At 34.5% G+C, this 13,236-nt stretch carries 16 protein-coding genes and 1 tRNA gene; 9 read left to right on the forward strand and 8 right to left on the reverse strand.

Features of this window, described 5'->3' with window-relative positions:
- The first annotated feature begins 174 nt into the window (after positions 1–174).
- The 3 genes from OZP07_RS08020 to OZP07_RS08030 all read left to right on the forward strand — a co-directional run bounded on the left by OZP07_RS08020 (position 175) and on the right by OZP07_RS08030 (position 1,967).
- Positions 175–360, forward strand: coding sequence for a DUF4833 domain-containing protein (locus OZP07_RS08020; protein ID WP_281637912.1), 186 nt, complete (start codon positions 175–177; stop codon positions 358–360).
- A 283-nt stretch (positions 361–643) separates the two neighbouring features.
- Complete coding sequence (locus OZP07_RS08025) at positions 644–991, forward strand: ISAon1 family transposase N-terminal region protein (protein ID WP_281635552.1); 348 nt, start codon at positions 644–646, stop codon at positions 989–991.
- A 22-nt stretch (positions 992–1,013) separates the two neighbouring features.
- Positions 1,014–1,967 carry an ISAon1 family transposase gene (locus OZP07_RS08030; RefSeq protein ID WP_281638443.1) on the forward strand — a complete coding sequence of 318 codons (954 nt, stop codon included), beginning with the start codon at positions 1,014–1,016 and terminating at the stop codon, positions 1,965–1,967.
- 148 nt (positions 1,968–2,115) lie between these two features.
- Here OZP07_RS08030 and OZP07_RS08035 read toward each other — a convergent pair.
- Positions 2,116–2,189, reverse strand: a tRNA-Arg gene (locus tag OZP07_RS08035).
- A gap of 94 nt (positions 2,190–2,283) precedes the next feature.
- Between OZP07_RS08035 and OZP07_RS08040 the strand changes: the two genes are divergently transcribed.
- A complete protein-coding gene (locus OZP07_RS08040; protein ID WP_281637913.1) occupies positions 2,284–2,796 on the forward strand; it encodes an adenine phosphoribosyltransferase in 513 nt (170 codons plus the stop codon).
- Positions 2,797–2,897: 101 nt separating this feature from the next.
- Here OZP07_RS08040 and OZP07_RS08045 read toward each other — a convergent pair whose 3' ends face one another.
- The 4 genes from OZP07_RS08045 to OZP07_RS08060 all read right to left on the reverse strand — a co-directional run bounded on the left by OZP07_RS08045 (position 2,898) and on the right by OZP07_RS08060 (position 6,961).
- Positions 2,898–3,038 (reverse strand): SsrA-binding protein, encoded by a 141-nt coding sequence (locus OZP07_RS08045; RefSeq protein WP_281637914.1) that lies wholly within the window; start codon positions 3,036–3,038, stop codon positions 2,898–2,900.
- Between the two features lie 79 nt (positions 3,039–3,117).
- Positions 3,118–5,001: a M56 family metallopeptidase gene (locus OZP07_RS08050; protein WP_281637915.1), complete on the reverse strand. Its 1,884-nt coding sequence runs from the start codon at positions 4,999–5,001 to the stop codon at positions 3,118–3,120.
- A gap of 4 nt (positions 5,002–5,005) precedes the next feature.
- The gene (locus OZP07_RS08055) at positions 5,006–5,365 is read right to left on the reverse strand and encodes a BlaI/MecI/CopY family transcriptional regulator (RefSeq protein WP_194642266.1); all 360 of its coding nucleotides are present in this window, start codon (positions 5,363–5,365) and stop codon (positions 5,006–5,008) included.
- A 378-nt stretch (positions 5,366–5,743) separates the two neighbouring features.
- Positions 5,744–6,961 carry an MDR family MFS transporter gene (locus OZP07_RS08060; RefSeq protein ID WP_281637916.1) on the reverse strand — a complete coding sequence of 406 codons (1,218 nt, stop codon included), beginning with the start codon at positions 6,959–6,961 and terminating at the stop codon, positions 5,744–5,746.
- Positions 6,962–7,288: 327 nt separating this feature from the next.
- Here OZP07_RS08060 and OZP07_RS08065 point away from each other — a divergent pair, with 327 nt between their 5' ends.
- From OZP07_RS08065 to OZP07_RS08080, 4 genes are all read left to right on the forward strand, one after another.
- The gene (locus OZP07_RS08065; protein ID WP_281637917.1) at positions 7,289–7,891 is read left to right on the forward strand and encodes a DUF1684 domain-containing protein; all 603 of its coding nucleotides are present in this window, start codon (positions 7,289–7,291) and stop codon (positions 7,889–7,891) included.
- The gene (locus OZP07_RS08070) at positions 7,891–8,532 is read left to right on the forward strand and encodes a TatD family hydrolase (RefSeq protein WP_281637918.1); all 642 of its coding nucleotides are present in this window, start codon (positions 7,891–7,893) and stop codon (positions 8,530–8,532) included. Before OZP07_RS08065 ends, OZP07_RS08070 begins: the two co-directional genes overlap by 1 nt.
- A 114-nt stretch (positions 8,533–8,646) precedes the next feature.
- Complete coding sequence (locus OZP07_RS08075; protein ID WP_281637919.1) at positions 8,647–9,366, forward strand: tRNA threonylcarbamoyladenosine dehydratase; 720 nt, start codon at positions 8,647–8,649, stop codon at positions 9,364–9,366.
- Between the two features lie 10 nt (positions 9,367–9,376).
- On the forward strand, positions 9,377–10,030 hold the full coding sequence (locus OZP07_RS08080; RefSeq protein WP_194642271.1) for an HAD family hydrolase: 654 nt from the start codon (positions 9,377–9,379) through the stop codon (positions 10,028–10,030).
- Here OZP07_RS08080 and OZP07_RS22140 read toward each other — a convergent pair.
- Complete coding sequence (locus OZP07_RS22140) at positions 9,948–10,169, reverse strand: low affinity iron permease family protein (RefSeq protein WP_349293656.1); 222 nt, start codon at positions 10,167–10,169, stop codon at positions 9,948–9,950. The two genes, OZP07_RS08080 and OZP07_RS22140, sit on opposite strands and share 83 nt — an antisense overlap.
- On the reverse strand, positions 10,085–10,273 hold the full coding sequence (locus OZP07_RS22145; RefSeq protein WP_349293676.1) for a hypothetical protein: 189 nt from the start codon (positions 10,271–10,273) through the stop codon (positions 10,085–10,087). The genes OZP07_RS22140 and OZP07_RS22145 overlap by 85 nt, the downstream gene beginning before the upstream one ends.
- 166 nt (positions 10,274–10,439) lie before the next feature.
- On the opposite strand from OZP07_RS22145, the gene OZP07_RS08090 reads away from it, so the two are divergent.
- The gene (locus OZP07_RS08090) at positions 10,440–11,285 is read left to right on the forward strand and encodes a DUF2911 domain-containing protein (protein WP_194642272.1); all 846 of its coding nucleotides are present in this window, start codon (positions 10,440–10,442) and stop codon (positions 11,283–11,285) included.
- 103 nt (positions 11,286–11,388) lie between these two features.
- Here the strand turns inward: OZP07_RS08090 and OZP07_RS08095 are convergent, their stop codons facing one another.
- Positions 11,389–13,131, reverse strand: a complete 1,743-nt coding sequence (locus OZP07_RS08095; protein ID WP_281637920.1) for a sodium:solute symporter family protein — start codon at positions 13,129–13,131, stop codon at positions 11,389–11,391.
- Positions 13,132–13,236: the final 105 nt, after the last annotated feature.

Below are 13,236 nucleotides of genomic sequence, written 5' to 3' on the forward strand. Positions count from 1 at the left end.
GTTTTTAAAACAATAAAATTATTTCTTTTATGCCTTTTTACCAAATGATTTATCAACGACTTTAATATTAATTATGGGGTTTTATAAAATTCATATTATCTTCATATAAAATATATACTAATTAGATAGAAATGGAAAAATAAACAAAAGCAATCTTATAAAAGGGGATTGGATTTGCTGAGAAAGAAGATTTTTTTTAGTTATATACAGTGCAAATTTGCTTACGGAATAGAAAGTAAAACGGTAAATAATGAGGAGTTTGAGCTTCAGTTTGTATCGTATAAAGAGTTGACCTTAACTTTGAAAAAACAGATTCAGATTAAGAGCCTGTTTAAGTTTTATTTATTGGCTCTCTTATGATGATTTTTGGTTACAACTTCGTTAAATTTTCATACAATAGCTCTGCTATTTTATAAAAATTTGCCTTGTTTCACTCAAAAATCCTCTAATAATAAATCTCAAAAATAAAATTTAAACAGGCTCTTAGATGTTAATAAATCTAAGATTTTGTTAAATTAAAGATGATTAATTTTCTTTTACTCAACATTTTCGGTACATTAAGGTGGTTTTAATGGATCAAGAACAAAGTCTGGGGAGGAAATGTCGAAAAAAAATTAGAAATTTGTCGCTCTAACAATTTGTAATGACTTCTATAGACCTTTTGAAATTTATGCTGCCTGATTTTTTAGTTGACCACTTTGAGGTAGTTTCTGCTAATGAAACTCAGGAGATATTACACCTATACTTTGAGGAAAAAGCCAAAGCCCCTAAAGAGTTTGATACACTTGAATTAGTATCAAAGGGATTTGTGGATGAAATTACCATTCAGGATTTCCCTCTACGAGGTAAGTTTGTGTATTTACATATCAAAAGACGTCGTTGGACTAATAAAACCAATGGAGAAATCCTTAAAAGAGATTGGACTTTAGTTGCTAAAGGAACCCGCATGACTCAAGAGTTTGCGGCTTTTTTAAAAGAAATCAATAGATAACAGCGCTACCGACTGTCACACCATCGGGAGATTTTTCGGGGTCAACGGAAAAAAACTTCAAAGACAGTATAAAAAACACCTGAGCTCCTTTAATACTTGGGCTCCACGAGAACATGCCCATCAGTGGATTCTTTACCCTGAAAACATAGGTACACACTTATCGATTGATGAAGTAGCTTTGTCTCAAGGAGAGCTTTACACCATTGTAACCAACAAGAAGTTCAAAGGCAAACAAGGTTGCTTAGTGGCTATTATTGCTGGAACAAAGGCAGATAAAGTCATAGAACACATCAGTAAGATTGATTATAAAAAAAGAAGTGGTGTTCAAGAGATAACACTGGACATGGCTAATTCTATGAAACTGATCTCCAAAAAATGCTTCCCAAAAGCAATACAGGTCACTGACAGATTCCATGTTCAAAAATTAGCATTGGAAGCCATGCAAGAAATCAGAATCAAACATCGCTGGGAAGCTATGGATCTTGAGAATCAATTGATAATGCAAGCCAAAAAAGAGAATAAAACATATATACAGGAGCTCTTGCCTAATGGAGATTCCTTAAAACAACTTATAGCCAGAAGCAGATATGTACTTTATAAATCTCGCGAAAAATGGACTGAGCACCAAAATGAGAGAGCGCAATTGTTATTTGAGTTATATCCAGATATAAAGAAAGCTTACGGTTTGAGTCAACAACTTCGAGGTATTTACAATAATAACAACGACAAGCACGTTGCCATGACCAAACTAGCACATTGGTACAGGAATGTAGAAGAATCAGGGTTTAAAAACTTTAATATATTACTCAATACAGTAACTATTAACTATCAGACAATTTTAAACTACTTTGATAACAGGAGTACCAATGCTTCTGCAGAATCTTTTAATGCTAAAATAAAAGCATTTAGAAGTCAGTTTAGAGGTGTAAGAAAGATAGATTTCTTTCTATTCAGATTATCTAATATTTTTGCCTAATCCCCAACTTTTGCTCCTGATCCGTTTTAATCAAGTAATGTTAACTCTACAGATTTACACCGCTTGCTTTTTCGATGTAAATGATGGTTAAAACGTTCCGGAAAGGCCAAAAAAAAGCTAAAACGAAAGTTTTAGCTTTTTTTAAGAGTGACCTCGACTGGATTCAAACCAGTAACCTTCTGAGCCGTAATCAGATGCGCTATTCAGTTGCGCCACGAGGCCATTTGCTTACTTGTTTATTCAACTTGTTTGCGGGTGCAAATATAGGAATAAATATGTATCTTGCAAGTATGAATCTGCATAAAAAATAAAAAAAATGAGCTTAAAAAAATATATACGTGATATTCAAGACTTTCCAAAAGAAGGAATTGTGTTTAAAGATATAACTCCGCTGTTAATTGATCCAAAAGCGCGGAAAGAATGCCTAGAATTAATGGTTTCATCAGTAAAAGATAAAAAAATTGATAAGGTAATTGGTGTTGAAAGCCGTGGTTTTTTCTTCGGGATGCTTTTAGCAGAGGAACTAAATGCAGGTTTTGTTCCGGTAAGGAAGCCTAATAAATTGCCTTTTGATACTATTTCTGCTTCTTATGATTTAGAGTATGGCACCGACACACTTGAAATTCATACTGATGCTATTCAAAAAGGAGATCGAATTCTTATTCACGACGACGTTTTGGCCACTGGCGGAACTGCAAAAGCGGTCTGCGAACTGGTAGAACAGCTTGGAGGCATTATTGTGCAGTGTAATTTCCTGATGGAACTCACTTTCTTGAACGGAAGGGAAAAGATAGCCGGAAACGAGATTTTTGCTGCTATGAAGTATTGATTGTTTAAAGTTGTTCAATTTGTGTTTAAGGTTATTTTAGCAGTATTTTTTAATAACTCTAAACCTTAAACTTTTAAACCATTTTAAACTAACCAAAATCTTCAGTGAAGAGCTCTCGTGGTTACATAATATCGATACCCAATAATAGCCATTTGCCATTTTTTGGCTTTGGATATATCGAGTCTCTGCTTGGTGAAGCTTGGTAAAATAAGTTTGTTGATTTTGGCTAGAATTTTAAACATAGTTTTTTTTCAAAGGTATAAAAAAAGACGGTCTTGATGAATGACCGTCTTTCTGCTGTTTTCTATTTTAGAAAAACTATTATTTTTTTTCTTTCTCTATTTTTGATGTGTATTCTTCCATTTGTTTGTCAAAAACTTTCATTTTCTCATTGAAAACTTCCATTTCTTTATTGAAAGGTTCCATTTGTTTGTCAAATTCTGCCATTTGTTTATCGAAGGCTTCCATTTGTGGTTCGATTTTTTTCATTTTGGCGTCAAATTCATCCATTTGTTTTTCAAATTCTTTCCATGCTTTTTTGTCACCATGAATAGGATCACCTTTTGGAGCTCTTGGTGCTTTTGGCATTACCGGAGGAACAGGATGTTTAAATTTCATGACTGGAGGAGTAGGAGGGGCAGGGGGAACTGGCATATTTTTTTCTTGATAATACGTTCCGTTTTTTGTGGTAATCCTCATTCCTTTTTTTCCAAAATTATTAGTGACATCTATTCTGTCAATAGAACCTTGATCTAATTGATCTAATTCATTTTGAGAGACTTTTTTTCCATTGATGTAAATCTCATCCATGTCACCAATTTTGTGATAGTCTTTTGTAATTATTCGGATCTCTTTTTTTTCATCGTTTTTGATGACATTTACAGTAGCTATTTCATTTGGATCTAACGCATCCATTGCAGCTTTTTCTGATTTTTTCTCATTAATATAAATTTGAGTGTCGGCTGGAATTGGTGCATTAGGAGCCACAATTTTACTTGTTGAAACTACTTTGTCTATTGATTTATCGTCTTCTTCAATAAAATTGATATTTAATTTTCCGTTTGAATCTTTGGTTATAACTATTCCAAATGGTTTGATAGCTTCGGAACTGTTTACATTTCTGTTATTAGAAATTTCATTGCCTTTTTTTAATTCAACAGTTATTGCTGTCAGTTCATTGTCTGCATTTCTTTTTGTATTCGAAAAAAGAACGCTTACACCGTAATTTTTGGAGATTGTTGCGGCTTTTTCTTTTAATTCGGTTTCAGTTGTGTTTTTGGTGATTTTATAAATATCAACATCCTCGGAGGCTGCTTGCGCTGCTTTTGGAGTCACATTTTTCTCCTTTGCAATAACTTCCATTTGGAATAAAAACACAAAGGCAATTAAAGCCGGAAGTATAAGTACGTACTTCCAGGAATTCGATTTTTTTGATTGATTTTTGTTTAACATAACGATTCGTTTTTTGATTAATGATTGATAAAAATGATTGGTAAGCACAACACCATTTTCATGGGCTGTTATTTTTAAAAGCGTCAATTGATACGCTTTTTTGTCGGAAATATTTTTAGACGCTTCGCAGTCAGCGATGAATTCCAAGTTTTGCAGAATGGCTTTTTTGTACAGCCACATAAAAGGATTGAACCAAAACAGAATGCAGAAGAAACGCGTGATTAAAACGTCTATCGTGTGGTACTGCTCACTATGTACTTTTTCGTGTTCCAGAATACTTTCCATTTCGGCTTTGCTGTACAGTGATGAGTTGTAAACAATGGTGTTGAAATAGGAAAACGGAGCAATATTTTCTTTTAGGTCAATGAATTTATGGTCTGCCTGCTGATGCGGAGTTTTACTTTTTAAAACACGATTTAGGTTATAAAAGTCCAATGCAAACTGAACTAGAAACAATGCTATTCCAATTGTATAAGCAATTGCGAGAACGAGATACCAGTTGATTTCAAAACTTTCTTTCTGAGCCGGTCTCATTGGAAGTCTGGACCAATCAAAATTGGCTGGCGTTGGCTCAACCCAGACAATAGTGGTGAAAACTATCCACGGCAAAATTAACGACGTGAACAATCCTGCCAAAAGATACCAGCGGTTTGCTGTAAAAAAAGTCTCTTTTCGCAGCAGGAAATGGTAAGCGATATAGAATAGTGCTATCAGCCCGCTTGATTTTACAATATATAGGAATAGTGTTTCCATAGGGTTATTGTTTTTGCTCGATCATAGATAGGATTTCTCGTAATTCGGCTGCCGAGATTTTCTCTTCTTTAGCAAAAAAGGAGACCATGTTTTTGTAAGAGCTGTTAAAATAATTATCGATTGCCGTACTCATAAAGCCTTTGCGGTAATCCTCAAGGCTTACAATTGGGAAATATTGATGGGTATTTCCAAAGGCATTGTGATTGACATATCCTTTTTCTTCCAGATTGCGGATTATCGTAGACAGCGTATTGTAATGAGGCTGATCTTCGGTGATTTCGGCCATTACTTCTTTTACAAAAGCTTTTTTGAGCTTCCATAAAATATGCATGATTTCTTCTTCTTTGTTCGTTAATTTTTGCATGATGATTTAATTTGAAGCAAACATACAACTATATTTATAGTTGTCAAACTATAAATATAGTTATTTAACTAAAATTTTAGTTTTTTATTGTTTTTACTGGAATCACGTTGATTATCGACAGAAAATTAGAATAATTTAAATTACCGAACTGTGTTTCAAAAAATATCTTTAGAAGTAGAACTGCTGTTTTTTTGCGTGAGGGGATAGAAGTCAATGCCAGTATATTAAAAGGTTTTTGATTTCAGATTTTTATGCTGATGAAATAGAAAGGCTGCTATTTTTCAAGAACTCATACATCTAAAATCAAAAATCGTTAATCAGAATTCTTCAATCAAATCATCGTTTAATCCTTAACTTAATGAGTTCATGCTCTGATGATTATTTTTTTTCGCTGCGTATCATTTTATTGAGCCAAAAACAGCAAAGTAGCGATAGCGCTCCCAAGGTTCCCATTACAAACCAATTGACCTGATAGTTATAATGTGCAATGATTTCCAGACCCGTTTTGGAACTGACAATATGTGCCAGACTGAAGCTCATGGTATAATAACCCATATATTTTCCTTCCTGGCCTTTTGGCGCGCGGTTGAGAGCAACTGCATTGACAAATGGAAACGAAAATATTTCTCCAAATGTGAGCAGGATGATACTGATTATCAAAATGCTAACCCAAGAATCGAGCAGCAAAATGTAATAGCCAAGAGTAATGAATAAAGAACCTATTGCAATGCTTTTGATTTTATTAGTTTTTCTTCTTTCCAGGGTACTTACGATGGGCATTTCTAATAGAAAAACTAATAATCCGTTGATGGAAAGCAGTATTCCGGTCTGAAATTCGGTCAGTCCGAATTTTTCATTGTGATATAATGGCAAAGTCGAGAATATTTGAAGGAAAACCATAAAGGTTACAAAGCTGATAAAGAGCAGTAACCAAAAAGGCTTGTCTTTAAAAATTGATTTTGATGCGCTTGTTACTACATTATCTTCAGCAATTGCTGGGATTTTCTTTTTCTCTTTGATACAGAAAGCAAATATCAATATAGCAATTATACACGTACTTCCGTCAACCCAAAACAGCCCTTGATAACCCATTCCTATGATAATCAATCCTCCTAAAGCAGGACCGGCAGTAAATCCGAGATTCACCGCCAAACGTACTAAAGAAAGTGCACGAACCCGGTTTTCGGGTTTTGCATATACGCTTAGCGATACAAACATTGCAGGGCGAAACATGTCAGAAATTGCCATAATAATAAACATCCCAAAGCATAATCCCCAGAACGTTGTGATGTACTGCAGCAGAATAAATAAAATTCCACTAGTAAAAAGGCTGAAAATCATTATTTTATAAAAACCAATTTTATCACTCAATTTACCCCCGATCCAAGAACCCAGCATAGAACCCAAACCAAATGCGACCATTATCCAGCCCACTTCACCATAAGTGAAATTCAAATCTTCTTTCAAATATTTGGATAAAAAAGGCAGCACCATAGTACCGGCTCTATTGATAAAAGTGATTAACGTCAGTATCCAGACTTCGCGCGAGAAGCCTTTGAAATTATTGACATATCGGCCTAAAGCAGTTTTTAGCATCTTAAAATTTGAGTTTTTTCAAAGATAAACCTTATATAATTAACCGCAAAGAGCACAATGTAGATCATCTGACTTTGTATTTATTCCGGTTTGTTTGCACGGCATTCGCTTTTAAAAGTCTCTGACACGAATTACACTAATTTGCACGAATTAAGATTACTATTTAAATACACAAAATATTCGAAACTGTAAAAAATTTGTAAAATTTGGTTTCAATTTTGATAAGAATTAGGGTTTATTTTTTTTAAATGCGACTGCCGTGGTTCGTTTGTGCTTAATTTTTTTAGGTATATTATTTTAAACTATTTTTGTCTAAAATTTAAAATTATGAGAGCAGTATTGACTTTGGTGTTATTGGCACTGTGTACTTTTGGTTTTGGCCAAGAAAAATTTGACGTGACGGCTGTCCAGAAATTTCAGAAAGAACTAAATACCGAATATGCTGATGCAAAGACAAGTCCATTGAATACTGAGGATTTGGCAAAATTCAAGTCCTTGGATTTTTATCCAATAAATGAAAAAGCTTTTGTAGTCGCTAAATTTATCCGTACCAAAGACGAAAAACCTTTTAAAATGCCTGCTTCCGGTTCAATAAAACAGATTTATGTGAAATACGGCGAAGCTCATTTTGTAATGGACGGAAAAGAACTGAAACTGAATATTTACCGCAATATTGAACTTTCTAAAAGAGAAGAATATAAAGACCACCTGTTTTTACCTTTTTCCGATTTGACTTCGGGTAAAGAGAGTTACATAGGCGGGAAATACATTGATTTGAAAATTCCGGCAGGAAATACAATTGTGATCGATTTTAATCTTTCGTACAACCCGTATTGTGCTTACAGTCACAATTATTCCTGTCCAAAAGTCCCGCTTGAAAACGATTTGGCTATCGAAATAAAAGCTGGTGTAAAAAAGTTTCACAATTAATGGAGTTTTTTAATCTCCATACACACAAATTCACAAACCAAAATTCGGTTCTGGAACTCGTGAACCAATATCCGCAGGAATTTGATGCTTCGATTCCATGTTATTCCATTGGAATTCATCCTTGGTATATCAGTCAGGAAAGATTAAAGACTGACTTGGAGCTGATTGAAAGTAAATTGGGAGATTTAAATTGTCTCGCAGTTGGCGAATGCGGATTAGACAAACGAATCGATAAACCTTTGGATTTACAGCAAATGGTTTTTGAAAAGCAGCTGCTCTTGGCACAAAAATTTAATAAGCCGGTTGTGATTCATTGTGTGGCCGCTTTTCAGGAAATAATTGCCATAAAGAAAAAAATGAGAATTACCGTTCCAATGATAATTCACGGTTTCTCAAAAAATGAACAAGTTGCCAAGGAACTTATCGATAACGGATTTTATCTTTCGTTTGGAAAGTTTTTATTGCAAAATCCAAAACTCGAAACTGTTTTTCAAAGTATTCCCAATGACCGTTTTTTTCTGGAAACTGATACAGTGGAGCAAGGAATCGAAGAAGTATATTCTTTGGCCTCCCGATATAAAAATTGGACTTTGGATGAGCTTAAACAACAAATAAACAGTACTTTTGCAGCGGTTTTTTAGATATTATAGTTTTTGGTTTATAGTTGTTGAATATTATTTTAAACAATTAAATAAACAAATTGCCAAAATCAATAAACCACAAAGAATAAACTAAGAATAATTAAACAAAAAAATATGGCAGAGTGGACAGAAAGAGCCGAACTATTATTTAAAAAAGAAGGATTACACAATTTAAAAAACGCACACGTTTTAGTCGTAGGACTTGGCGGAGTGGGATCTTTTGCTGCTGAATTTTTGGCAAGGGCAGGAGTAGGGACGATGACTATTGTAGACGGAGATGTGGTGGATATTACCAATATAAACAGACAATTACCAGCTTTGCATTCTACTGTGGGACAGCCAAAAGTAGATGTTGTAGGCGACCGATTAATGGATATAAATCCAGAGTTGAATTTAATTCGAGTGAAAGAATTTCTTTCTCCTGAGCGTGCTTACGAGATTGTGACCAAAGAGTATGATTATGCTTTGGACTGTATTGACAGTATCACTCCAAAACTGAATCTGATTGTGGGGGCAAAGAAAAAAGGCGTGAAAATTGTTTCAAACATGGGTGCCGGAGGGAAAATGATCGCAAGTAAAGTAGTTGTGAAAGACATTGGCAAAACGGATGTATGTCCGCTGGCAAAAGTGGTTCGTAAGCGTCTCAAAAAAATGGGTGTGAGCAAAGGAGTAAAAGCCGTTTTTTCTCTTGAAAAGCCAGATGAAAGCAGTGTAAAAAGAACAGATGGAACCAATTTTAAAAAATCTTTTTACGGAACCAACAGCTATATGCCGGGATTATTTGGCCTGCACGCAGCCGAAACCGTGATCCGATATTTGCTTAAAAAAGAATAAATGGTTTTTTATGATACAAACAGTAATTTTTGATATGGATGGCGTAATTGTAGATACCGAACTGGTGCACCGTTATGCTTATTACAAACAATTTGGAGAACTTGGGATTGAAGTTCCAGAGGAGATGTACACTTCATTTACAGGGCTGTCAACCCGCAATACTTTTCAGAAATTAAAAGATCATTATCAGTTAGAACAGGAAGTTGAAGATTTGATTTTGAGAAAGAGATCTATTTTTAATGATGCTTTCGACAGTAAAGAAGATTTAGCTTTGCTGGATGGTGTAGAAGATTTAATTAAAGACTTTTATCAAAACGGAATGCAGCTTATTGTGGCTTCATCGGCATCAAAGGTAACTATAGACAGGGTTTTTAAACGTTTTAATCTGCACCAGTATTTTACGCATATTGTAAGCGGAGAAGATTTTCCAAATTCCAAACCGCATCCTGCAATTTTCCTGCACGCAGCTTCTTTGTCAACTGCTCCAAAAGAAAACTGCATAGTTATTGAAGACAGTACTAATGGAGTAAAAGCGGCAAAAGCAGCCGATATTTTTTGCGTTGGTTACAATAGCTTTCATTCTAAAGACCAGGATTTAACTTTGGCAGACGTAGTAGTAAACCATTTTGATGAGCTGAACTTTGAGATAGTTTCAAACTATTGATTCCATTCCGTTTAATCTGAAGAGCAAGCGAGTTTTTATTCTGTGCTTTTTGGATTAAAAAAGTAACAATAGTTGTTCCTGTATTGATGATGAGCTGCCAAGTTTCACTATAATCAAAAACAGGACCGGTAAGCCCCAAATCAATACAGCCAAAAATACTGCTGTGCTTCCCATTGCTTTTGATGCTGCAGTGGCAAATGAATCAAATTTACTGATAACCGGATTTGTTTTATGTTTTTTCAAAAGCTTATAAAATTCTTATATTTTGAAATTTTACCTGCATTATTTTTGGCTTGGATTAAGTTTAATTTTTGATAAAACTGCAATGAAATGGTTTTTGAATTAAGGAAATATTAACATCATTGATTTCTCGAATTTGTAAATTTGAAAAAAAACAAAAAAAACACATATGAAAAAGATTCTTATTGCTTTCGCTTTTATAGCAGCGCCATTAATAGCTGGGGCTCAGTTAAAAACGCCTCAAGCCAGTCCAAAAGCTACGGTTTTTCAAACTGTTGGGTTGACAGATGTAGAAATTGTGTATTGCAGACCTGCAGCCAGAGGAAGAGCTGTTTTTGGTAATCTGGTTCCTTTTGGAAAAGTCTGGAGAACTGGAGCTAATGAAAATACTACAATCTCTTTTAGTGAAGATGTTGTAATTGATGGTAAAACATTACCAAAAGGGAAATATGCTTTGTATACTATTCCAAAAATTGAAAGCTGGGAAGTGATTTTCTATTCAACCACAAACAATTGGGGAAATCCTGAAGTATGGAATGAAGCGAATGTTGTATTGAGAACAACTGTAAAGGAAGAAGCATTATCAAAACCAGTTGAATCTTTCACAATAGGAATTGGAAATATAACTGCTGATGCAGCTGATTTAGACATGGCTTGGGAAAATTCGTCAGTTTCAATGAAATTTATTGTTCCTACGCAAAAGGAAGTATTGGCAAATATCGAAAAAGTATTGGCAGGTCCAACATCTGCTGATTATTTTTCGGCGGCTCAGTATCTTTATCAATCTAATGGTGATAATGCAAAAGCATCAGCTTACATGGACAAGGCGATGGAAATGAGTACGGAGAAACCTTATTGGTACACTCGTTTAAAATCATTAATTCAAGCTAGAGCTGGTGATAAAAAGGGAGCAATTGAAACTGCAAATCTTTCACTTACAGCTGCAGAAACGGCCAAGAATCAGGATTATGTAAAAATGAACAGAGAAAGTATTGCTGAGTGGAGTAAAAAGTAAATGCGGATTAGTAAAACCGGATTGTCTTTTTAAACAAAAAAATCCTGATTCATAAATAAATGTGAATCAGGATTTTTTTTAATCATTACAGTATAAATGATTTTTATGAATCTATATTTTGTGTTAATTCATTTTGCTCTTCATCTTTAAATATCGTCACTTGGAATAAATAAGACAATATGATAGTGAGTAAAGCTCCAATAAAATTCAGCCACAGATAGCCTAGTTTTTCGGCTCCGCTAGGGTAAATAAAGTTGGTAAAATAGTATATGATAAAAATAGCTGCCTGACTGATTACTGCACTATAAAAGATAGATTTTCCGCGTATTTTTTGAAGGTAAAAACCAACAAGGAAAATCCCCAGAACAGTTCCGTAAAAAATTGAACCAATAATATTTACCAGCTGAATTAAGTTTTCAAAAAGCGTAGCAATACAGGCAAATCCTATTGCAATAATTCCCCACATAAGAGTGAAGAGTTTTGAGATATTCAGATAATGCTTTTCACTTTTTTCTGTTTTAACATTGCGTTTGTAAATATCTATGGCTGTAGTAGAAGCTAATGCATTAAGTCCAGAAGCTGTAGAAGACATAGCTGCCGAAATAATCACAGCCAGCAGTAAGCCAATAAGTCCTTTTGGTAAATAGTGAAGAATAAAATAGAAAAAAACATAATCCTTATCGTTGGTTTCGGCTTTGTCATCAGCTTTGGAAATAATTTCCCGGGCTTGTGTTCTTAATTCCTTTTCTTTGAGTGCCAGATCGACTAATTCTTTTCGAAGAGCAGGATTGTCATAATCCTGATTAAGCTGGTCAATGTACAGCAGATTGACTACTTTTTCATCTTCGCACAGCTTATCCAAATCTTTTTGGAGGTTTTGATATTCTTCTTTGTATTTTGAATTTTCAACGGTAATTTTATTGTTTGGATTAAAGTTTAAAGGAGTTCCGTTAAACTGGAAAAAGATAAAAACCATAACGCCGGTAAGCAGAATCAAAAACTGCATTGGTACTTTTAAAAGCCCGTTCATTATTAATCCCATTTGGCTTTCACGTACTGACTTCCCTGATAAGTAGCGTCCTACCTGTGACTGATCTGTCCCAAAATAGGCTAATGCCAAAAAGAATCCGCCAGTGATTCCGCTCCAAAATGTATACTTTTCATCCAAGTCAAAGGAGAAGTTTACAATATTCATTTTTTGATTGGCACCGGCAATATGCAGGGCATTGTCAAAAGTCATATCATTAGGCAAATAATCCAGAATTAGAAAAAATGTAATCACCATCCCAGCCAAAATAACAAACATTTGCTGCTTTTGAGTAACATTTACCGCTTTTGTTCCTCCTGAAAAAGTATAAATAATAACCAGAATACCAATAACGATATTCATATACGTAAGATCCCATCCTAATAAAGCTGATAAAATGATAGAAGGGGCATAAATAGTAATACCGGTTCCTAAACCTCTCTGCACCAAAAACAAAATAGCTGCCAATGAACGCGTTTTAAGGTCAAATCTTTTCTCTAAATATTCATAAGCAGTATAGACTTTATATTTGTGATAAATAGGTATAAAAGTAACGCAGATTACAATCATTGCGATTGGTAATCCAAAGTAGAACTGCACAAATCCCATACCGTCATGATAGGCTTGTCCGGGAGTTGAAAGAAATGTAATGGCACTCGCTTGGGTTGCCATCACAGAAAGACCAACGGTAAACCAAGGCGTTTCGTTGTTGCCAAGAATATATTCCTCTACATTTTTGCTTCCTCGGGTTTTCCAGGCACCATAAATTACTATAAATAAAAGTGTTACTATCAGTACAATCCAGTCAAATAATTGCATAGGTTAAGAGTATAATTTCATAATTAGATAGAAAATAATAATAAACAAAGCGTTGGCAATCAGAACCAATGTGTAGCTTTTTGACCAGATTTTGGGATCTTTTGA

The organism is Flavobacterium marginilacus, assembly GCF_026870155.1.
GTDB lineage: Bacteria > Bacteroidota > Bacteroidia > Flavobacteriales > Flavobacteriaceae > Flavobacterium > Flavobacterium marginilacus.